The organism is Mycobacterium lentiflavum (genome assembly GCF_022374895.2).
In the GTDB taxonomy this organism is placed as follows: Bacteria; Actinomycetota; Actinomycetes; order Mycobacteriales; family Mycobacteriaceae; genus Mycobacterium; species Mycobacterium lentiflavum.
The window spans coordinates 2,302,380-2,323,049 of the sequence record NZ_CP092423.2; the positions used below are offsets into that span (position 1 = coordinate 2,302,380).

Consider the following 20,670-nt stretch of genomic DNA (forward strand, 5'->3'; position numbering starts at 1 on the left):
TCAACGAAGAAGGGCCGGCTTAGGTGGATCGGGTGGATCGCAAGCGGATCGTCGTCGGTGTCTCCGGCGGTATCGCCGCCTACAAGGCGTGCACCGTCGTCCGGCAGCTCGCCGAGGCGGGCCACGAGGTCCGCGTCATCCCGACCGAATCCGCGCTGCGCTTCGTCGGCGCCGCCACGTTCGAGGCCCTGTCCGGGCAGCCGGTGCATACCGGCGTCTTCACCGACGTCCCCGAGGTGCCGCACGTCCGGCTTGGTCAGCAGGCCGACCTGGTCGTGGTGGCGCCGGCCACCGCGGACCTGTTGGCCCGCGCCGTCCACGGCCGCGCCGATGATCTGCTGGCCGCGACGCTGCTCACAGCGCGATGTCCGGTGCTGTTCGCCCCGGCGATGCACACCGAGATGTGGTTACACCCGGCCACCGTCGACAATGTGGCGACATTGCGCCGTCGGGGCGCTGTAGTGCTGGAACCGGCGTTCGGACGGCTCACCGGCACGGACAGCGGCAAAGGACGGCTTCCCGAGGCCGAAGAGATCACCACCCTGGCCCAGCTGCTGCTGGAGCGCGGTGACGCGCTGCCCTACGACCTGGCCGGCCGCAAGCTCCTGGTGACCGCCGGCGGCACCCGCGAGCCGATCGACCCGGTGCGCTTCATCGGCAACCGCAGCTCGGGCAAGCAGGGCTACGCCGTGGCACGGGTCGCCGCCCAGCGCGGCGCCGAGGTCACGCTGATCGCGGGCCACACCGTCGGGCTCATCGACCCGGCCGGCGTCGAGGTGGTGCACATCAGCTCGGCGCAGCAGCTCGCTGACGCGGTGTCGAAGCACGCGCCCGCCGCCGACGTGTTGGTGATGGCGGCCGCGGTCGCTGACTTCCGGCCCGCGCGCGTTGCCGCCGCGAAGATCAAAAAGGGTCCGAACGATGCCGACGACGCCCCGACCATCGAGTTGGTGCGCAATGACGACGTGCTGGCCGGCGCGGTCCGGGCGCGAGCGCACGGTGAGCTGCCCAACATGCGGGCCATCGTCGGGTTCGCGGCCGAGACCGGCGACGCCAACGGCGACGTGCTGTTCCACGCGCGAGCGAAGTTGCGGCGCAAGGGATGTGACCTGTTGGTCGTCAATGCGGTTGGCGACGGCAGGGCGTTCGAGGTGGACAGTAACGACGGCTGGCTGCTGGCGTCCGACGGAACCGAGGCCGCGCTGCAGCACGGATCGAAGACGCTGATGGCCAGTCGCATCGTTGACGCCATCGTCACTTTTCTGCAGGGCGAGAGCGGATAGCCCGCTCAATGCCCCCCGCGGATGGTTGCTAGAAAGGTTGCAATCACGACCGGCTTCGCCGGTCGGGCTGCAGACGCTTAAAATAATTTGTCTAGCTAACGTTTAGGCAAGACGGAAGGATGACAGGGTGAGCGAAAAGGGTCGGCTGTTTACCAGTGAGTCGGTGACCGAGGGGCATCCCGACAAGATCTGCGACGCGATCAGCGACTCGGTCCTCGACGCGCTTTTGGCGGAGGATCCGCGCTCACGTGTCGCGGTCGAGACGCTGGTGACCACCGGGCAGGTGCACGTGGTCGGCGAGGTTACGACGACCGCCAAGGCGGCGTTCGCCGACATCACCAACACGGTGCGCGCCCGGATCCTCGATATCGGCTACGACCACTCGGATAAGGGCTTCGACGGCCTGACCTGCGGTGTGAACATCGGCATCGGCGCGCAGTCGCCCGACATCGCCCAGGGCGTCGACACCGCCCACGAAGCCCGCGTCGAGGGCGCGGCGGACCCGCTGGACTCCCAGGGCGCCGGCGACCAGGGCCTGATGTTCGGTTACGCGATCAACGACACCCCGGAGCGGATGCCGCTGCCCATCGCGCTGGCCCACCGGCTGTCGCGCAAACTCACCGAGGTCCGCAAGAACGGAACGCTGCCGTACCTGCGTCCGGACGGCAAGACGCAGGTCACCATCGCCTACGAGGACGACGTCCCGGTCCGGCTGGACACCGTGGTCGTCTCGACCCAGCACGCCGACGGCATCGACCTGGAGAAGACGCTGGACCCCGACATCCGTCGGCACGTGCTGCAGACCGTGCTCGACGAGCTGGCTCACGACACCCTGGACTCGTCGGGGACGCGGGTGCTGGTCAACCCGACCGGCAAGTTCGTGCTCGGCGGGCCGATGGGTGATGCGGGCCTGACCGGCCGCAAGATCATCGTCGACACCTACGGTGGCTGGGCGCGCCACGGCGGTGGCGCCTTCTCCGGTAAGGATCCGTCCAAGGTGGACCGGTCGGCCGCGTACGCGATGCGCTGGGTGGCGAAAAACATCGTTGCGGCGGGGCTGGCGGAGCGTGTCGAGGTGCAGGTGGCCTACGCGATCGGCAAGGCCGCCCCGGTCGGGCTGTTCATCGAGACGTTCGGCACCGCCACCGTCGACCCGGTCAAGATCGAGAAGATCGTGCCCGAGGTGTTCGACCTGCGGCCCGGCGCGATCGTGCGCGACCTGGACCTGCTGCGCCCGATCTACGCGCAGACCGCCGCGTACGGCCACTTCGGCCGTACCGACATCGAGCTGCCGTGGGAGCAGCTGAACAAGGTCGACGACCTCAAGCGCGCCATCTAGCCCGGCAGGGGGTGGTCGGCGTCCAGCGCGGGCAGTCCGTCGATGCTGTGCAGATTGCGCCCGATGGAGCGCTGGTAGGTCTCGGTGCTCGCCTTGGCGTGATAGGTCTCGAGCACCGGCCGTTCGTCGACGAGCTCGTAGTACGGCACCGCGTATCCGCAGGCGTCCGCGATCCGCTCCAGGTCGACGACGATCGCGGCCCGCACGCCCGCATGCTGGTCGCCGAAATGGTTTAGCAGACTGGGGAATTCGGTGTCGTCGGGTCGCACGACGCGTCCGGTGCCGAACAGTCGCAGGATCCGCGAGTTCCGGGTGAACGAGCAGAACATCAGGGTGATCCGGCCGTTGTCGCGCAGGTGCGCGATCGTTTCCACGCCGCTGCCGAACAGATCGAGGTAGGCCACGCGGTGATCGTCGAGTACCGCGAAGGTGTCGCGATATCCCTTGGGGGAGAGGTTGATTCGGCCCCCTTCTGAGGGAGCGGTGGCGACGAAGAACACGGCCTGGCTGTCGATGAATTCGCGCAGCGACTCGTCGAGACGCGAAAACTCCTTGGCCACGCCGCAAGCTTAGCGGGCGCTGAATCGATAGTCGTCGAGGTCGAAACGACGACTGCGCCAGTATGCCTCCAAGGTGGTGGCCGGACGCAGCGGCGCATAGGTGCGCGACCAATGCCGGCTCTGCTCGAAGGAGAACTGATAGGAGAACGACGGAATATCCACGCCGATCCCGGGATAGGTGTTCCAGTGCCAGGTGCCGCCGACTCCGTCGCCGGCTTCGATCACGAGGTAATCGCAGAGTCCGGCCTCGTCGAGCTTGATCGCGGCGCCGATGCCGGCGAATCCGGCTCCGACGATCACGGTGTGGTAGTCGGGCTGCATCTGCTAGGGGTACAGCGCCTTCCGTAGCGCCGTCAACCCGCGGTCGGTGGCCGCGGCGGCCGCGGGGATCACGGGCGCGAAGTTGACGAAGCCGTGCACCAGGGTCGGCTCGTTGCTCAGCTCCGCCGCAACGCCCGCAGCATTGAGCATGGCGGCATAGCGCGCACCGTCGTCGCGCAGCGGGTCGTGTTCGGCGGTGCCGATGAAGGCCGGTGGCAAACCCGACAGGTCGGCGTTGGCCGGCGCAAGCGTGGCGGGCAGCACCGTCGGGTCGGTGACGTCGATCTCCGGGGGCAGGTACCAGGTGAGGAAGGCCTCGATCACCTCGCGGTCCAGGATGGGCGCGAAGGCGTTCTCGGTGTGCGACGGCAGCGAAAGATCCGCGGTCACTACCGGATACCACAGCAGCTGGAACACCAGGTCCGGCCCGGCGTTGTCGCGGGCCAGCACCGCCAGGACCGCGGCCAGGTTGCCGCCCGCCGAATCCCCGGCCACCGCAATGCGGCTCGGGTCGCCGCCCAGAGTGCCGGCGTGCGCGCCGACCCACTGCAGTGCGGCCCAGGCGTCGCTGACGCCGGCGGGATACGGATGCTCCGGCGCGAGCCGGTAGTCCACGGATACCACGATGGCCTCGGCGCCGACCGCGTGCGCGCGGGCGACGTGGTCGTGGGTGTCCAGGTCGCCCAGACAGAAGCCGCCGCCGTGAAAGAAGACGACGACGGGGTAGGTCTCGGCCGGAGTGGGCGGCCAGTAGATCCGGACCGCGATGTCGTTGCGCTCCCCGTGGCCGATCGTCCGGTCTTCAATCCGCAGGTCGGGCAGCAATTCCGGCGGCACCTTGAGCATCTTGAGCCGCTCGCGCGCGAGCTCGACACCGTCGTCCGCGTTGAACGTCGTCGGGAACAGATCGAGCAACGCTTTCAACGTCGGATCGATCTCAGGCCGGGCGGTGGGTTCAATCATTCGTCCACCGTACGCCCGCTGTTCACCTATACAGCGCATTCCTTAGCGCCGCGAGCCCCCGATTCGCCCCGGCCGTGGCGGCGGGAACCACGCCCGCATAGCCGAGGTAGCCGTGCACCATGGTCTCGGCGTTGTGCACCTCGGCGGGAACGCCCGCGGCGGCCAGCGCCTTGCCGTAGGTGATGCCGTCGTCGCGCAGCGGGTCGTAGCCGGCGACGCCGATGTAGGCCGCTGGCAGGCCGGCCAGGTTCTTCGCCCGCCCGGGCGCCATGCCCACCGGCGGATTGGACAAGTCGAGATCGCCTGCGTACCAACGAGAGAACTGCGCGATAGCCTTGGTGTCGAGAATCGGCGCGGTCGCATTCTCGGCGAAGGACGGCAGTGACTGGTCCCACATCACCGACGGATACCACAACAGCTGGAAGGCAATCGACGGTCCGCCCTCGTCGCGGGTCTGCTGGGCGACCGCCGCGGCGATGTTGCCGCCCGCCGAATCCCCGGCAACGGCCAGCCGATCGGTGTCGGCACCCAGCTCGGCACCGTGCTCGGCGACCCACCGCGTTGCCGCCCAAGCGTCTTCCACGGCAGCGGGATACGGATGCTCGGGAGCCAGCCGGTAATCGACGGACACCACGATCGCATCGGCGCCCACCGCGTGCTCGCGGGCGGTGCCGTCGTGGGTGTCCAAGTCGCCGATCACGAACCCGCCGCCGTGGAAGTAGACGACGACGGGCAGCATGGCGTCACCGGAATCGGTTGGCGGCCAATAGATTCTAATGTCGATAGCACCAGCCGAGCCGTCGATGGTGCGGTCCTCGACGCGCAATTCGGGGTGCACCGGCCGGCGCGGCAGATCGCGGAACCGCTGGCGCGCAGCGTCGATGCCGTCGTCGGTGGATAGCCGGAACGGAACCGCGTCGAGTACCTTCAGCAAGATGGGGTCGATAGGAGGTTTCTCGTCGGCTTTGTCAAAGCTGGGCATGGAGGTACCGTACGCACCCCGCGTGATGGCCGGCTGCTGGGTGGCAGCCTGCTGGGCGGGCATCGCCTACGGCGTGTATTTGACCGTGATCGCGGTGCAGTCTCCGCCGGGAACCGAGCTCACCGGGCATTGGGTGCTGCAGCCACCGTTCAAGGCGTTGATGGCCGTGCTGCTGAGCGTCGCCGCGTTCGCGCATCCCATCGTCAGCGAGCGGCGCTGGCTGATGCCTGCGATGCTGCTGTCGGCCACCGGCGACTGGCTGCTGGCGATCCCGTGGTGGACGATGTCATTTGTCTTGGGGCTGGCGGCATTTCTGTGCGCGCACCTGTGCATCATGGGCGCGCTGGCTCCGTTGGTGGTCAAAGAGTCGCTGACGCGAACTCGCATCGCGGTGATGGCGGTGCTGTGCGTGACGGCGATCGCGCTGCTGGCGTGGTTCTGGCCGCACCTGGGCCCGGAGAACTTGACGATCCCGGTGGCGGTGTACGTGGTCGTGCTGACCGCGATGGCGTGCACCGCGATAGCGGCCCGGCTGCCGACGATCTGGGTGGCGGTAGGGGCGGCGTGCTTCATGGGGTCGGACGCGATGATCGCGATCTCCCGGTTCATCCTGGGCAATGAGGCGCTGGCGGTGCCGATCTGGTGGCTGTATGCGGCGGCGCTGATCCTGATCACGGCGGGGTTCTTCTTCGGTCGCGACGTTGCCGCCGCTGACAATGACCGCGAGCCTGTCGAGGGCTGACTGTCGGTGGTTGCCGCTACGATGTGGCCACGGACGGTAATGATGTTGATTGACAACACGTTTGGCGACTCGAGGGCGCGGTGAGTACCCCGCGCGCACCCCTCGAAACCGAACCGATCGCCCGCGTGCTGCCGATGCTGTCGGTGCCGCACCTGGATCGCGAGTTCGATTACCTGGTGTCGGCCGAGCAGTCCGACGATGCCCAGCCGGGGGTACGAGTGCGGGTCCGGTTCCACGGCCGTCTGGTCGACGGGTTCGTGCTGGAGCGCCGCAACGACACCGACCACGTCGGCAAGCTGGGCTGGCTCGATCGCGTCGTGTCCGCCGAGCCGGTGCTCACCCCGGAGATCCGCCGGCTGGTCGATGCCGTCGCGGCGCGTTACGCCGGGACCCGCCCGGACGTGTTGCGCCTGGCCGTCCCGGCCCGGCACGCCAGGGTGGAGCGGGAAGCCACGGCGATCCGGCCGCCGCCGGTCGTGGCGCCCGTCGACCCGTCCTGCTGGGAGGTCTACGGTCGCGGCGATCAGTTCCTGACCGCGTTGGCCGAGTCGCGGGCCGCGCGCGCCGTGTGGCAGGCGCTGCCGGGGGAGCAGTGGGCGGACCGGTTCGCCGAGGCGGCCGCGCAGACGGTCCGCAGCGGGCGCGCGGTGCTGGCGATCGTGCCCGATCAGCGGGATTTGGACGCGTTGTGGCTGGCCGCGACCGCCCGGATCGGCGAGGACAGCGTGGTCGCGCTGTCCGCGGGATTGGGACCGGCGGCGCGCTACCGGCGCTGGCTGGCGGCGTTGCGGGGCCAGGCGCGGCTGGTGATCGGTACGCGCAGTGCGGTTTTCGCGCCGCTGAACGACCTGGGGCTGGTCATGGTCTGGTCCGACGCCGACGACAGCCTGGCCGAGCCGCGGGCGCCCTACCCGCATGCCCGCGAGGTGGCGATGCTGCGTGCGCATCAGGCGCGGTGCGCCGCACTGATCGGCGGCTACGCCCGCACCGCCGAGGCCCAGGCACTGGTGCGCAGCGGCTGGGCCCACGACATCGTCGCGACGCGGCCGGTGGTGCGGGCCCGCACGCCGCGGGTGGTCGCCCTCGACGACACCGGCTACGCCGACGAACGCGACCCGGCGGCGCGCACCGCACGGATTCCGTCCATCGCGCTGCGCGCCGCCCGGACGTCGCTTCAGGCGGGAGCGCCGGTGCTGATCCAGGTGCCGCGCCGGGGTTACGTGCCGTCGCTGGCCTGCGGGCGCTGCCGCGCCATCGCCCGGTGCCGGCACTGCACCGGGCCTTTGGCACTAGCGGAGTCGTTGCAGGAGCGCGGACCCGGGGCGGTGTGCCGGTGGTGCGGACGCGGCGAGCCGGTGCTGCGGTGTGCCCGGTGCGGGTCGGAGACGGTCCGCGCGGTGGTGGTCGGGGCCCGGCGCACCGCCGAGGAGCTGGGCCGTGCGTTCGCCGGCACGCAGGTCATCACCTCGTCGGGCGATGCGATCGTGGCCGAGGTCGCCGCCCATCCGGCGCTGGTGGTCGCCACGCCGGGCGCCGAACCCCGCGCGGACGGCGGGTACGGCGCGGCGCTGCTGCTGGACACCTGGGCACTGCTGGGCCGTCAGGATTTACGCGCCGCCGAGGATGCGTTGTGGCGCTGGATGAGTGCGGCGGCGCTGGTGCGGGCCCGCGGCGACGGCGGTGTGGTGACGGTGATCGCCGATTCATCCATTCCCACAGTGCAATCGCTGATCCGATGGGATCCAGTGGGCCACGCCGAGAGCGACCTGACGGCGCGCAGCGAGGTCGGATTGCCGCCCAGCGTCCATATGGCGGCCATCGACGGCAGCACCGACGCGGTGACGGCATTGCTCGACGAGGCCCACTTGCCCGCCGGCGCCGAGCAGCTCGGGCCGGTCGACCTGCCGCCCGGGGTGCGGCGTCCGCCGGGCACCCCGGCCGGCGTCCCGGTGATCAGGATGCTGGTCCGCGTCCCCCGCGAGCAGGGTCTGGAGTTGGCGGCGAGCCTGCGTCGCGGCGTCGGCGTGCTCAGCGCCCGGCAATCGCACGAGCCGGTGCGGGTGCAAATCGACCCGCCGCAAATTGGTTAGCTCGACTTTGCTGGCTTGCCGTTTTCTCGTTGGCTGGGCGGATCGCCTACCGTAGCGATAGTATTCATAAGCAATAGTTACTTCTTACGGCATTCGTAGGCTGTCAGCGGCCTTAGGAAAAGGGGAGCCACGATGTCCACGGAAAACACGATGGAAGCCAGCGAGTCGCTCGACGTCATCACCGATGCGTTGCTCACCGCGTCGCGGTTGCTGGTCAGCCTGTCGGCCCGGTCGATCGCGCAGGTCGACGAGAACATCACCATCGCACAGTTCCGCACCCTGGTGATCCTCTCCAACCGGGGCCCGGTCAACCTGGCCACGTTGGCCAACCTGCTGGGGGTGCAACCGTCGGCCACCGGACGCATGGTCGACCGGCTCGTCGCGGCCGGACTGATCGACCGGCTGCCGCACCCCACGTCCCGGCGTGAGCTGATCGCCGCCCTGACCAAGCGGGGCCGGGAGGTGGTGCGTCGGGTCACCGCCCATCGGCGCGCCGAAATCGCTGCCATCGTCGAGAAGATGCCGGCGGCCGAGCGTCACGGACTGGTGCGCGCCCTGACGGCCTTCACCGCGGCCGGCGGAGAGCCCGACGCCAACCTGGACATCGACCTATGAAGGGCCGCAAACCTTTTCGGCGGTGAAGAGTAGGTATTCCCATCGCATGGTGTCGTCGGCCAGATATTCCTCGGCCAACTCGATCAGTTGCGCGTCCAGCTCGGCCGCCAGCACCCGATTGCCGCCGATGTTGGTGTAGGCCTCGATCGTCGGGCCGTAGTGATTCTTGAAGTACTCGTGAACGGCTGTGGCACAGTCGAATCGGTTGACCTCCAGCATGCCCCGCACCGCTGCGACACGACGGATCCGGTCGCCGAGCAATCCGGCGACATAGGTTTCGCGTCCCCACAGAGCCGCCGGAGCGACCGCCGGCGAGAGACTGGGGCGGTAGGGCCTGATCGTCGCCAGCATCCGGCCGAAGAAACCTTGCGGGGTCCAGCTGATTACGCCGATCGTTCCGCCGGGCCGGCAGACCCGGACCAGTTCGTCGGCCGCGAGCTGGTGATTGGGCGCGAATTGCACACCGATCGCCGACATCACGACGTCGAACTCGCCGTCACCGAACGGCAGCGCATGCGCGTTGGCTTCCCGGTAGTCCAGCGTCAGCCCTTGCGCCGCGGCCCGCGCTTGGGATCGCGCCAGCAGTTCCGGTGTGAGATCGGTGGACACCACGGTAGCGCCCGTTTTGGCGGCGGGCAGCGAGATATTGCCCGAGCCGGCTGCGACGTCGAGCACCCGGACATCGGGGCCAATGCCGGTGGCAGCGACCAGAATCGGGCCCAGGGGAGCCATCACCTCCTCGGCCATCAACGCATAGTCGCCCAGCGCCCACATGGCGCGATGGGTGGCCGCAAGGTCTTCCGGGATGGTCACGTCGAGAGTCATCAGTCCTCCTGGGTGTTCGGAAACGAGCTGCGCACCCGACGTCGTTGTCGTCGGTGGCATCGGCCACCGTGAGTATGTCCGCTAGAAATAGTATGCATGAGCAATGGTCCGTCCGCCAGCGGCCGGCGGACCGCGGTTCCTAGACTGTCGGGGTGCGTCTAGTCTTCGCCGGTACCCCCGAACCCGCGCTCCCCGCGCTGCGTCGCCTCATCGAGTCACCCCGCCACGAGGTCGTTGCGGTGCTGACCCGCCCCGACGCCGCGTCCGGGCGGCGTGGTAAGCCGGAGCCGTCACCGGTGGCCCGCGAGGCACTCGACCGCGGTATTCCCGTGCTACGCCCGGAGCGGCCGAATTCGCCGGAGTTCGTCGCCGAACTGTCGGAGTTCGCCCCGCAGTGCTGCCCGGTGGTGGCCTACGGTGCGCTGTTGCGCGACGGCCTGCTCGCCGTTCCCCCGCACGGTTGGGTGAACCTGCACTTTTCGTTGCTGCCGGCCTGGCGCGGTGCGGCGCCCGTGCAGGCCGCGATCGCCGCGGGGGACGCGATCACCGGGGCGACGACCTTTCGGATCGAACCCAGCCTGGACTCCGGACCGGTGTACGGCGTCGTGACCGAGACCATTCGGCCGACGGATACCTCGGGTGATCTGCTTGAGCGACTTGCCATTTCGGGTGCGGCCCTGCTGTCGGCCACGCTGGACGGCATTGCCGACGGGACACTGACCCCGCAACCGCAGCCGTCCGAGGGCGTCAGCATTGCGCCGAAGATCACCGTCGAGGAAGCCCGGGTCCGCTGGGATCTGCCGGCCGCGGTGGTCGAGCGCCGGATCCGTGCCGTCACGCCCAGCCCGGGGGCCTGGACGATGATCGGCGACCAGCGGATCAAACTGGGGCCGGTGCAGATCGACGCGGATGTTCCAGAGGCATTGCCGCCCGGCGTAATTCACGTGGACCGCAAGAACGTACGCGTCGGCACCGGCTCGGAACCGGTGCGGCTGAGCCAGATTCAGCCGCCCGGCAAGAAACTCATGAACGCCGTCGACTGGGCGCGCGGCGCCCGCCTCGACGCCGCCGCGCGGGCCTCATGAGTCCAGCACCCCATCAGCGCCGGCCGCCCAAGCGACGCAAGCCGCTGGATCCGGCCCGGGCCGCCACCTTTGCGGTGTTGCGGGCCGTCAGCGAGCGCGACGCCTACGCGAACCTGGCCCTGCCCGCGCTGCTGCGCGAGCGCGGCGTCACCGGACGCGACGCGGCGTTCGCCACCGAGCTGACCTACGGCACCTGCCGCACCCGCGGTCTGCTCGACGCGGTCATCGGCGCCGCCGCCGAACGTCCGCCGGAGGCGATCAACCCGGTGCTGCTCGACCTGCTGCGGATGGGCACCTACCAATTGCTGCGCACCCGGGTCGACGCGCATGCCGCGGTGTCGACCACCGTCGAACAGGCTGGTATCGAATTCGATTCGGCGCGAGCCGGTTTCGTCAACGGCGTACTGCGGACGATCTCCGGGCGGGACGAGAAGTCCTGGGTGGACGAGCTGGCCCCCGACCCGTCGCGCGATCCGGTCGGCCACGCCGCGTTCGTGCACGCGCATCCGCGCTGGATCGCCCAGGCGTTCGCCGACGCACTCGGTGCCGACGCCGGTGAACTCGAGGCCGCCCTGGCCAGCGACGACGAACGGCCCCTGGTGCACCTGGCCGCGCGCCCGGGCGTGCTCACCGCGGCGGAACTGGCCTCCGAATTGGGCCTAGCGGTCGGCGGCACCGTCGGCCGCTATTCGCCGTATGCGGTGTACCTGCCCGGTGGCGACCCCGGGCAGCTGGCGCCGGTGCGCAACGCGCAAGCGCTGGTGCAGGACGAGGGCAGTCAATTGGTGGCGCGCGCGCTGACGTTGGCGCCGGTCGACGACGACACCGGCCGCTGGCTCGATCTGTGCGCCGGCCCCGGCGGCAAGACCGCGCTGCTGGCCGCCCTGGCCGCCGAGCATGGCGCCCGGGTCACCGCGGTCGAGCCGTCGTCGGGTCGCGCGGACCTCGTCGTCGAGAACACCCGCGGGCTCGACGTCGACGTGCTGCGGGTCGACGGTCGCCAGACCGGCCTCGAGCCCGGCTTCGACCGGGTGCTGGTCGACGTGCCCTGCACCGGGCTGGGCGCGCTGCGCCGCCGGCCGGAGGCCCGTTGGCGCCGGCAGCCGGCCGATGTGCCGGCGCTGGCCAAGCTGCAGCGTGAGTTGCTGGCCGCCGCGATCGCGCTGACCCGGCCCGGCGGCGTGGTGCTCTACTCGACCTGCTCGCCGCATCTGGCCGAAACCACCGGCGTGGTGGCCGACGCGCTGCGCCGTCATCCGGTGCAGGCGTTGGACACCCGGCCGCTGTTCGAGCCCGCCGAGCTGGGCACCGCATCCGGACCTCAGGTGCAGCTGTGGCCGCACCGGCACGGCACCGACGCGATGTTCGCCGCGGCGTTACGCCGCGTAGCGGGGTAACGCCCCGGCGACACGACAGGCCACCGCGCCGCGGCGTTACGCCGCGTAGCGGGGTAACGCCCCGGCGACACGACAGGCCACCGCGCTGCCGCGCTGCGCCGCCTTCGGCACCCTCAGTAGTCTGGCGCACATGGCTGGCAGCACTAGCCCTTCCCAAGGACCCCTGATAGCCCCGTCGATCCTGGCCGCCGATTTCGCCCGGCTCGCGGACGAGGCGGCCGCCGTGGTCGGCGCCGACTGGTTGCACGTCGATGTGATGGACGGCCACTTCGTGCCCAACCTGACGATCGGTCTGCCGGTGGTGGAGAGCCTGCTGGCCGCCACGCGCATTCCGATGGACTGCCACTTGATGATCGACGATCCGGACCGGTGGGCACCGCCCTACGCCGAGGCCGGTGCCTACAACGTCACCTTCCACGCCGAGGCCACCGACAACCCGATCGGCGTGGCTCGCGATATCCGGGCCGCGGGCGCCAAGGCCGGGATCAGTGTCAAGCCGGGCACCCCGCTGGAGCCGTATCTGGAAATCCTGCCGCAGTTCGACACCCTGCTGGTCATGTCGGTCGAGCCGGGCTTCGGCGGCCAGAGCTTCATCCCCGAGGTGCTGAGCAAGGTCCGCATCGTGCGCAAGATGGTCGACGCGGGGGAGTTGACGATCCTGGTCGAGATCGACGGCGGCATCAACGCCGACACGATCGAACAAGCCGCCGAGGCCGGGGTCGACTGCTTTGTCGCCGGGTCCGCGGTCTACGGCGCGCGGGACCCGAAGGCCGCGATCGAGGCGCTGCGACGCCAGGCCGGTGCCGCGTCGCCGCATCTACGGCTGTGAGTGATCAGCCTATCGAAAGCCTGGACGCCGCCATGCGTTTGGCGATCGAGCAGTCGTATCTGGTCAAGGGCGGCACCTATCCGAATCCTCCGGTCGGAGCGGTGATTCTGGATGTCGGCGGTCAAGTTGTCGGCGTCGGCGGCACCGAGCCGGCCGGTGGCGACCACGCCGAGGTGCTGGCGCTGCGCCGGGCCGGCGCCCTGGCCGTCGGTGGCACCGCGGTGGTCACGCTGGAGCCCTGCAACCACTACGGCAAGACGCCGCCGTGCGTGAACGCGCTGATCGAAGCCGGCGTGCAAACCGTCGTTTACGCCGTCACCGATCCGAACGAGATCGCCGCGGGCGGCGCGGCCCGGTTGTCGGCGGCGGGCGTCGAGGTGAGATCCGGTGTGCTGGCCGACGAGGTCGCCGGCGGGCCGCTACGCGAGTGGCTGCACAAGCAGCGGACCGGATTGCCGCATGTCACATGGAAATACGCCAGCAGCCTAGACGGTCGCAGTGCGGCCGCCGACGGCACCAGCCGGTGGATTTCCAGCGAGGCCGCCCGCTTGGACCTGCACCGTCGCCGCGCCGCCGCCGACGCGATCGTCGTCGGGACCGGCACCGTCCTGGCCGACGATCCGGCGTTGACCGCCCGGCTGCCCGACGGCTCGCTGGCCGACCAGCAGCCGCTGCGCGTCGTGGTTGGCATGCGCGAAATACATTCCGAGGCAAAGGTTCTCAACGACGAATCGCGCACCATGGTGATTCGCACCCACGATCCGCTGGAGGTGCTCAAGGCGCTCTCGGACCGCACCGATGTCCTGCTGGAGGGCGGTCCCACCCTGGCGAGCGCCTTCTTGCGGGAAGAGGCGATCGACCGGATCCTGACCTACGTCGCCCCGGTCCTGCTGGGCGGGCCCGTCACCGCCGTCGGCGATGTCGGGGTGCCCACCATCGCGCGGGCGTTGCGGTGGCGCTTCGACGGCGCCGACCGGATCGGCCCGGATCTGCTGCTCAGCCTGGTGCCGCAGCGCGGCTAGCGCTCACCGAGGGAGACCGCTTCGGGCTCGGCGACTTCCGGCTCCTCGGCGTGCTCCCGGCGGCTGCCGAGCAGCAGGCCCAGCAGCGCGCCCACCACACAGATGACGACGGTGGCCGCGAAGATGTCGCCGTACATCAGGGCGAACGCCTTCAAATATAAGGTGGCCTGGGCCGCGATTCGTTGCAGCAGCGTCGCGTCGGGCGGGATCTGCGCGGTCAGCCCTGCGATGATCTGGTTGAACCGGTACAGCCCCCAGGCGCTCAGCGCCGCGACGCCGATCAGCATGCCCGTCATCCGGGCCACCACCACCGCCGCGGAGGCGATGCCGTGCTGGGCCGACGGCACCACCCGCAGCGCGGCCGAGGTCAGCGGTCCGATCACCAGGCCGAGTCCCAGACCGGCCACCAGCAGGTCGCTGTGGACCAGCGGCAAGCTCACCCCAAAGATGTCGTGGTGCTGTGTCATCACGTCCATGCGCCAGTAGTGGATCAGCCAATAGCCGTACGCCGCGATCAGCAGCCCGATGAAGGTCATCGCGCGGTCGCCGATCCGGGTCGCGATGAATCCGCCCAGCACCGCCCCGATCGGCAGTGCGATCAGGAACCACAGCAGCAGGCCCGCGGCCTGTGACTGCGACATCTGCAGCACGCCCTGGCCGAACAGCTCGACGTTGACCAGGGTCACCATCAGCGCGGCACCGGCGGCCACCGATGCGCCGAGCGAGGCCAGGAACGGCCGGAAGTGCACCCCGCTGGGTTCGATCAGCCGGGTGCGGGAGAAGCGCTCCCAGAGGATGAACACCACCCCGACCACAACGGCCCCGATGACCAGCGGCAACCCGTAGCTGGGCAGGATCGTCTTGCCATCGGGCGCCGGGTTGTACAGCCCGATGACCGCCAGCCCGAGCGCGACGGCAAGCAGCACACCACCGACGACGTCGACCTTTTCCGGCTCCTCGGCGCGCTGGTGCGCCGGCAGGCTGAACTGGATCATCACCATCGCGATCAAGGTCAGCGGCACGTTGATCCAGAACACGTAGCGCCAGTCGTGGAACAGCCAGACGATGAAGATCCCGTAGAGCGGACCGAGCACGCTGCCGAGCTCCTGCGCGGCGCCGATGCCGCCCAGCACGCTGGCCCGGTTGCGTTGCGCCCACAAATCGGCGCCGAGGGCCAGCGTGACCGGCAACAGCGCACCGCTGGCGATGCCCTGCACGGTGCGGCCGGCGACCAGCAGGTGGAAATCGCCCCACTGCCCCGCCAACGCGGTGATCACCGAGCCGACGATGAAAAGCGCCAGGCTGATCTGCAGCACCAGTTTGCGGCCGAAGCGATCGGAGGCCCGCCCCAGCAGCGGCATCGCCGCGATGTAGCCGAGCAGATACATCGTGATGATCCAGGTGATGCGCTGCAGCTGGTTCACCGGGATATGAACGTCGCTCATGATGTCGCGCATGATCGTGACGACGACATAGGCGTCCAGGGCGCCCAGCAGTACGGCGAGGCTGCCCGCGCTGATCGCGATTCCGCGTCCCGGTCGCATGCTCATCAGCTCACCGGAGGCTTGGTGACGGTGACCGGCTTGCCCCAGTCCGACAGCGTGATCTGGACGGAATTGCCCTGGCTCTTCTGCAAGTTGGCCTGGACCAGCTGATGGTCACCGCTCTCCTGGATCCAGACGGTGGCCGGGAGCGGCTGGCTCGCGCTCATGCTGGGGATGACTTTGTTCACCGCATCCGGGGCGACATTTCCGCTGATCTTGATCGTGGTCTGACCGTTGATCGTCTCGCGGTCCTCGGCCTTGGCGTTGCTGAAGTTCGCCAGCACGTTGGCCAGGCCGTTGTCCGGGCTCAGCAGCACCGAGACGTCGTAGACGTCGGAGGCCTTGCCGAAGTCGCTCCACTTGTTCGGGGTGAGCGTGGCGTACAGCACCGAGTCGTAGACGACGAAGTTGGCGTCGATGTCGGAGCCCGCCATCGACAGCTGCGCATTGCCCGACGCGGCGGTGCTCGGGACGGTGGTCAGGTCGCCGGTGAGTTGCTTGATCGGTAGCCCGGGAATCTTGCCCTGCGTCGTCAGCACCAGGTGCACGCTCTTGACGGTCTTGGTGACTTCCGCGGACTGCTTGACCAGAGTCGTGGCGTCGGGCAACGGGCCACCGCTGGGCTTCGAACCCGACGAGCAGCCCGCGATCAAGGCGGTGGCGAGGGTCAGGGAAGCGAGGACGGCCGTGAGACGGCGGCGTGTCTGCATACCGTGCATCGTAGAGGAGCGGGATGAGCGGACTTGGGGACGCGGGGTCTGCTCGGGCCCGCGACGAGGGCGTTTCGCGTGTCGGCCGTGGCCGCTCACCAGGCAAAGCGGCGGCGAATTAGCCTGGTGCAATGTTCACCGGAATTGTCGAGGAACTCGGCGAGGTCACCGGCCGCGACGTGCTCGCTGACGCCGCCCGGCTGACCATCCGCGGGCCCGTCGTCACGGCCGACGCCGGCCACGGGGATTCGATCGCCGTCAACGGCGTGTGTCTGACCGTCGCCGAGCTGCTCGCCGACGGCCAATTCACCGCCGACGTGATGGCCGAGACGTTGGACCGGTCCAACCTCGGCGGTTTGCAGGTCGGCAAACGGGTCAACCTGGAGCGCGCCGCCGCGGTCAACAGCCGGCTCGGCGGGCACATCGTGCAGGGGCACGTCGACGGCACCGGCCAGGTGGTGGCCCGCACGCCGTCGCAACATTGGGAAGTGGTGCGCATCGAAATCCCCGCGGCGGTCGCTCGCTATGTCGTGGAGAAGGGGTCGATCACCGTCGACGGGATTTCGTTGACGGTTTCCGGGCTCGGCGCGCAGCCGCGCGACTGGTTCGAGGTCTCGCTGATCCCCACCACGCGGGAAATGACGACCCTCGGCGCTGCCCCGGTCGGCACCGAGGTGAACCTCGAAGTCGACGTGATTGCCAAATATGTCGAGCGATTGATGACGGCACGAAACCGATGAGGGCCGTCGCCGCAATCGGCGCCGCGCTGTGCCTGGCGTCGGTGTGGGGCAGTGGCACCGCGTACGCCAACGCAAATCAGGAACAACAGGCGTGTGCGCTGATGGACGATCCCGCCGGGCATGATCTGGGCTATCAGCCCGCCGAATATGCCTTCATGGTGTTGCGCGGCCAGATGACCGCCGGCGACGCCCGGAACGTGATCGCGCTGGCCACCCAGGACTTCTGCCCCAATCACGTCATCGATCTGCCGGCCAGCTGGCGTTAGCCGCCAAAACTGCTCTGCCGCAAGCGAATTAGGCGAGTCGAAGCGGACTGGGGCGGCCGTCGAAAAGCCGTTGAAAAGCCATCGAGGGCGGGGCGACTCGCTTGCCGGGTGCCGGTTATCGGCGATTCGCCGGCGCGGCCCCGCCCAGGGTCGAACATTACGGTTTGGTAACAATAGTCACGATCCCACTACACCATGGCGACACGCCTGTTCTAAATCCCCACGCAGCCGTTTGCAGGTCCATACTCATCGCATAGGCCGGCCGCCTTTACCACGCGAAGGAGCTGCAAAAATGTCCGTCGAAAGGTTGGCCGAGGCCGTCTACGAAGACCTCGCATTCGAAGCCGTTGCGACCCTTGCCGGCCGGAAGGCCGAAGCGCAATCGCGAGCGGTGTGGAGCAGAGAAGTCAACGACACCACGCTGACGATCGTCGAGCACCGGGTGCGCGACTACACGAGCTACGAGTTGGTCGGTGACGATGGGCGCGACGTGTCGCTCGGGCGGTTTTCCAGCTACCCCGCCGCCACCGCCGCGGTCAGCAAGTGGACGCACTTCATCGAGGCCGGCGGTTCGGTCGGCCGGTGGCTGGCCCACTACGCGGTCGATTGCGGCGGCGGCGTGGTGATCCAGATGCCGCTGAGGCGCACCGTTTAGCAGTTCCGGCGCAGGCCGCTGTTAGGCCCGCTGTCCGGCCGCGTGTGCATTGACGGCGTCGAGTGTGCACTCGGGGCGCCGACAAGCCGAGACATCCCGCCGCCAGCGCGCATCGAAAACCATGAATGCACAGTCGACGCCCGTTCCGGGCTGTGCGGGCATATCGACCTTCGTGCGCTCAACAATTCCGGTAAGAATCGTCACAACTCGCCTCGTCCTCGAGGCGCACCGGTACGCGGTCGCCGCTGCTCAGAGCGGGTGCTGACAAGGCGCAACCCCGGTGCACGCAGGTACTGGGGAGCACGTTCGGCGCGGTCGCCCCGAGCGTCACGCGAATTCGCGACGTCAGTATCGAGATGGGCCCCGAAGAAGGGGCAATAACGCGGTGCCGCGCGTGGTTCATACTTGATGCAATGCGCGGGCTTCGCGTGTTGCTCGGCACGACAGCAAGGCAGTACAGATGACGAGGTTGGACTCCGTCGAGAGGGCGGTTGCCGACATTGCGGCCGGTAAAGCCGTCGTCGTCATCGATGACGAGGAACGTGAGAACGAGGGCGACCTGATCTTCGCCGCCGAGAAGGCGACGCCGGAGATGGTGGCGTTCATGGTGCGCTACACCTCGGGCTACCTGTGCGTCCCGCTGGACGGCGCGATCTGCGACAAGCTGGGCCTGCTGCCGATGTACGCGCTCAACCAGGACAAGCACGGGACCGCCTACACCGTCACCGTCGATGCAAGAAACGGTGTCGGCACCGGGATTTCGGCCTCCGATCGCGCCACCACGATGCGGTTGCTGGCCGACCCTTCCAGCGTCGCCGAAGACTTCACCCGCCCGGGCCACGTAGTTCCGTTGCGCGCCAAGGACGGCGGTGTGCTGCGCCGGCCCGGCCACACCGAGGCCGCCGTCGACCTGGCCCGGATGGCGGGCCTGCAACCCGCCGGTGCGATCTGCGAAATCGTCAGCCAGAAGGACGAGGGCTCGATGGCCCAGACCGACGAGCTGCGCGTGTTCGCCGACGAACACGATCTCGCGCTGATCACCATCGCCGACATCATCGAATGGCGGCGCAAGCACGAAAAGCACATCGAGCGAATCGCCGAGGCACGCATCCCTACCCGGCACGGCGAGTTCCGTGCCATCGGGTACGCCAGCATTTACGAGGAAGTCGAACACGTCGCACTGGTCCGCGGTGACATCGCCGGGCCGAACGGCGAGGGCGACGACGTATTGGTGCGGGTGCACTCCGAGTGCCTGACCGGTGACGTGTTCGGCTCACGGCGATGCGATTGCGGACCCCAGCTAGACGCGGCGATGGCCATGGTCGCGCGAGAGGGACGCGGCGTCGTGCTCTACATGCGCGGTCACGAGGGCCGCGGTATCGGCCTGATGCACAAACTGCAGGCCTACCAGCTGCAGGACGCCGGCGAAGACACCGTGGACGCCAACATCAAACTCGGATTTCCGGCCGACGCAAGGGATTACGGCATCGGCGCACAGATCCTGTCGGATCTCGGCGTGCGGTCGATGCGGCTGCTCACCAACAACCCGGCCAAACGGGTTGGGCTGGACGGCTACGGGCTGCACATCATCGAGCGCGTCTCGCTGCCGGTGCGGGCCAATGCCGAGAACATTCGCTACCTGATGACCAAACGCGACAAGATGGGACACGATTTGGCCGGGCTGGACGACTTCCACGAATCCGTCCATCTGCCAGGCGAATTCGGTGGTGCTTTGTGAGTGGAGGCGGCGAGCCGGCAGTCAAAGTACTCGACGCCTCCGATCTTCGCCTCGGTATCGTAGCCAGCTCGTGGCACGGACCCATCTGCGACGCGCTGCTGGCGGGCGCCCGTAAGGTGGCTGCGGAGTCGGGCGTCGTCAATCCGACGGTGGTCCGGGTGCACGGGGCGGTGGAACTTCCGGTGGTGGCTCAGGAGCTGGCCCGCAACCACGATGCCGTCATCGCCCTCGGTGTCGTGATCCGGGGCGCCACACCACATTTCGAGTACGTTTGCGATGCGGTAACCCAGGGTTTGACCCGCGTGTCGCTGGACGCCGCCACCCCGGTCGGCAACGGTGTGCTCACCACCAACACCGAGGAGCAGGCCCTGGACCGGGCCGGGCTGCCGACGTCGGCGGAGGACAAGGGCGCCCAGGCGGCCGGGGCCGCGCTGACCGCCGCGCTGACGTTGCGTGACCTGCGCGCTCGGTCGTGAGCCGACTGTCGTCCCGCGAGGGTTGGGATGTCGAACTACGTCCGCATTGGACGCCGCTATTTGCCTACGGCGCAGCATTTCTGGTCGCGGTGGCGCACATTGTCGTCGGCCTGCTGCTCAAGATGGGCTCCAGCGGGGTGATCTTCCAAACCGCCGATCAGGTCGCGATGGCGGTGCTGGGGCTGGTCATCGCCGCCCTCATACTCTTGTTCACCCGGCCCCGGTTGCGCATCGGGCCGGCGGGGCTCTCGGTGCGAAACCTGTTGGGAGACAGGCTAGTTGCATGGTCAGACCTGGTCGGCGTGTCGTTTCCGGCCGGCAGCCGCTGGGCTCATATCGACCTGCCCGACGACGAGTACATCCCGGTAATGGCGATCCAGGCCGTCGACAAGGACCGGGCCGTGGACGCGATGGATTCGGTACGGTCGCTGCTGGCCCGCTATCGGCCTGACCTGCGCGCGCGCTGAACAACGAGAGCGACGTGTCGT

General features: G+C 68.8%; 21 protein-coding genes and 1 pseudogene. 15 read left to right on the top strand and 7 right to left on the bottom strand.

Going from position 1 to position 20,670, the window contains the following annotated elements; all coding sequences use genetic code 11:
• Nucleotides 1-32: 32 nt before the first annotated feature.
• On the top strand, nt 33-1,283 hold the full coding sequence (gene coaBC / locus MJO58_RS11075; protein ID WP_090608793.1) for a bifunctional phosphopantothenoylcysteine decarboxylase/phosphopantothenate--cysteine ligase CoaBC: 1,251 nt from the start codon (nt 33-35) through the stop codon (nt 1,281-1,283).
• A 127-nt stretch (nt 1,284-1,410) separates the two neighbouring features.
• Nucleotides 1,411-2,622 (top strand): methionine adenosyltransferase, encoded by a 1,212-nt coding sequence (gene metK, locus MJO58_RS11080; RefSeq protein ID WP_090601544.1) that lies wholly within the window; start codon nt 1,411-1,413, stop codon nt 2,620-2,622.
• Here the strand turns inward: metK and MJO58_RS11085 are convergent.
• The 4 genes and pseudogenes from MJO58_RS11085 to MJO58_RS11100 all read right to left on the bottom strand — a co-directional run bounded on the left by MJO58_RS11085 (nt 2,619) and on the right by MJO58_RS11100 (nt 5,448).
• Nucleotides 2,619-3,182: a pyridoxamine 5'-phosphate oxidase family protein gene (locus MJO58_RS11085; RefSeq protein WP_090601545.1), complete on the bottom strand. Its 564-nt coding sequence runs from the start codon at nt 3,180-3,182 to the stop codon at nt 2,619-2,621. The two genes, metK and MJO58_RS11085, sit on opposite strands and share 4 nt — an antisense overlap.
• 90 nt (nt 3,183-3,272) lie before the next feature.
• Nucleotides 3,273-3,503: pseudogene (locus MJO58_RS11090) on the bottom strand (FAD-dependent oxidoreductase); the annotation flags it as partial.
• Nucleotides 3,504-3,506: 3 nt separating this feature from the next.
• Nucleotides 3,507-4,466 carry an alpha/beta hydrolase gene (locus MJO58_RS11095; protein ID WP_090601546.1) on the bottom strand — a complete coding sequence of 320 codons (960 nt, stop codon included), beginning with the start codon at nt 4,464-4,466 and terminating at the stop codon, nt 3,507-3,509.
• A gap of 22 nt (nt 4,467-4,488) precedes the next feature.
• Nucleotides 4,489-5,448, bottom strand: coding sequence for an alpha/beta hydrolase (locus MJO58_RS11100; protein ID WP_239722852.1), 960 nt, complete (start codon nt 5,446-5,448; stop codon nt 4,489-4,491).
• Between MJO58_RS11100 and MJO58_RS11105 the strand changes: the two genes are divergently transcribed.
• The 3 genes from MJO58_RS11105 (at nt 5,447) to MJO58_RS11115 (ending at nt 8,895) form a co-directional block, all read left to right on the top strand.
• The gene (locus MJO58_RS11105; protein WP_090601547.1) at nt 5,447-6,190 is read left to right on the top strand and encodes a lysoplasmalogenase; all 744 of its coding nucleotides are present in this window, start codon (nt 5,447-5,449) and stop codon (nt 6,188-6,190) included. The two genes, MJO58_RS11100 and MJO58_RS11105, sit on opposite strands and share 2 nt — an antisense overlap.
• Before the next feature lie 134 nt (nt 6,191-6,324).
• A complete protein-coding gene (locus tag MJO58_RS11110; protein WP_239723226.1) occupies nt 6,325-8,280 on the top strand; it encodes a primosomal protein N' in 1,956 nt (651 codons plus the stop codon).
• Nucleotides 8,281-8,412: 132 nt separating this feature from the next.
• Nucleotides 8,413-8,895 carry a MarR family transcriptional regulator gene (locus MJO58_RS11115; RefSeq protein WP_090601548.1) on the top strand — a complete coding sequence of 161 codons (483 nt, stop codon included), beginning with the start codon at nt 8,413-8,415 and terminating at the stop codon, nt 8,893-8,895.
• On the opposite strand, the gene MJO58_RS11120 is transcribed toward MJO58_RS11115, so the two are convergent.
• The gene (locus MJO58_RS11120; protein WP_090601549.1) at nt 8,890-9,720 is read right to left on the bottom strand and encodes a class I SAM-dependent methyltransferase; all 831 of its coding nucleotides are present in this window, start codon (nt 9,718-9,720) and stop codon (nt 8,890-8,892) included. The two genes, MJO58_RS11115 and MJO58_RS11120, sit on opposite strands and share 6 nt — an antisense overlap.
• Nucleotides 9,721-9,872: 152 nt before the next feature.
• On the opposite strand from MJO58_RS11120, the gene fmt reads away from it, so the two are divergent.
• The 4 genes from fmt (at nt 9,873) to ribD (ending at nt 14,053) form a co-directional block, all read left to right on the top strand.
• A complete protein-coding gene (fmt, locus tag MJO58_RS11125; RefSeq protein ID WP_239722854.1) occupies nt 9,873-10,805 on the top strand; it encodes a methionyl-tRNA formyltransferase in 933 nt (310 codons plus the stop codon).
• Nucleotides 10,802-12,202 carry an RsmB/NOP family class I SAM-dependent RNA methyltransferase gene (locus MJO58_RS11130; protein WP_239722855.1) on the top strand — a complete coding sequence of 467 codons (1,401 nt, stop codon included), beginning with the start codon at nt 10,802-10,804 and terminating at the stop codon, nt 12,200-12,202. Before fmt ends, MJO58_RS11130 begins: the two co-directional genes overlap by 4 nt.
• A 121-nt stretch (nt 12,203-12,323) precedes the next feature.
• Entirely contained in the window at nt 12,324-13,031 is a 708-nt protein-coding gene (gene rpe / locus MJO58_RS11135; protein WP_239723227.1) for a ribulose-phosphate 3-epimerase, read from the top strand.
• 32 nt (nt 13,032-13,063) lie between these two features.
• Complete coding sequence (gene ribD, locus MJO58_RS11140; RefSeq protein WP_420845419.1) at nt 13,064-14,053, top strand: bifunctional diaminohydroxyphosphoribosylaminopyrimidine deaminase/5-amino-6-(5-phosphoribosylamino)uracil reductase RibD; 990 nt, start codon at nt 13,064-13,066, stop codon at nt 14,051-14,053.
• On the opposite strand, the gene MJO58_RS11145 is transcribed toward ribD, so the two are convergent.
• Together MJO58_RS11145 and MJO58_RS11150 are read right to left on the bottom strand one after the other, a co-directional pair.
• Nucleotides 14,050-15,597 (bottom strand): MFS transporter, encoded by a 1,548-nt coding sequence (locus tag MJO58_RS11145; RefSeq protein ID WP_239723228.1) that lies wholly within the window; start codon nt 15,595-15,597, stop codon nt 14,050-14,052. The two genes, ribD and MJO58_RS11145, sit on opposite strands and share 4 nt — an antisense overlap.
• Before the next feature lie 5 nt (nt 15,598-15,602).
• Nucleotides 15,603-16,307: an LppX_LprAFG lipoprotein gene (locus tag MJO58_RS11150; RefSeq protein ID WP_090608802.1), complete on the bottom strand. Its 705-nt coding sequence runs from the start codon at nt 16,305-16,307 to the stop codon at nt 15,603-15,605.
• A 131-nt stretch (nt 16,308-16,438) separates the two neighbouring features.
• On the opposite strand from MJO58_RS11150, the gene MJO58_RS11155 reads away from it, so the two are divergent.
• The 6 genes from MJO58_RS11155 to MJO58_RS11180 all read left to right on the top strand — a co-directional run bounded on the left by MJO58_RS11155 (nt 16,439) and on the right by MJO58_RS11180 (nt 20,649).
• The gene (locus MJO58_RS11155; RefSeq protein ID WP_090601554.1) at nt 16,439-17,047 is read left to right on the top strand and encodes a riboflavin synthase; all 609 of its coding nucleotides are present in this window, start codon (nt 16,439-16,441) and stop codon (nt 17,045-17,047) included.
• Nucleotides 17,044-17,313, top strand: a complete 270-nt coding sequence (locus tag MJO58_RS11160) for a hypothetical protein (protein WP_090601555.1) — start codon at nt 17,044-17,046, stop codon at nt 17,311-17,313. Before MJO58_RS11155 ends, MJO58_RS11160 begins: the two co-directional genes overlap by 4 nt.
• Before the next feature lie 292 nt (nt 17,314-17,605).
• A complete protein-coding gene (locus tag MJO58_RS11165; RefSeq protein ID WP_090601556.1) occupies nt 17,606-17,968 on the top strand; it encodes a hypothetical protein in 363 nt (120 codons plus the stop codon).
• A gap of 460 nt (nt 17,969-18,428) precedes the next feature.
• Nucleotides 18,429-19,706, top strand: a complete 1,278-nt coding sequence (locus tag MJO58_RS11170) for a bifunctional 3,4-dihydroxy-2-butanone-4-phosphate synthase/GTP cyclohydrolase II (RefSeq protein WP_090601557.1) — start codon at nt 18,429-18,431, stop codon at nt 19,704-19,706.
• Entirely contained in the window at nt 19,703-20,182 is a 480-nt protein-coding gene (gene ribH, locus MJO58_RS11175; RefSeq protein ID WP_090601558.1) for a 6,7-dimethyl-8-ribityllumazine synthase, read from the top strand. The genes MJO58_RS11170 and ribH overlap by 4 nt, the downstream gene beginning before the upstream one ends.
• Before the next feature lie 5 nt (nt 20,183-20,187).
• Complete coding sequence (locus tag MJO58_RS11180) at nt 20,188-20,649, top strand: PH domain-containing protein (RefSeq protein ID WP_239723229.1); 462 nt, start codon at nt 20,188-20,190, stop codon at nt 20,647-20,649.
• Nucleotides 20,650-20,670: the final 21 nt, after the last annotated feature.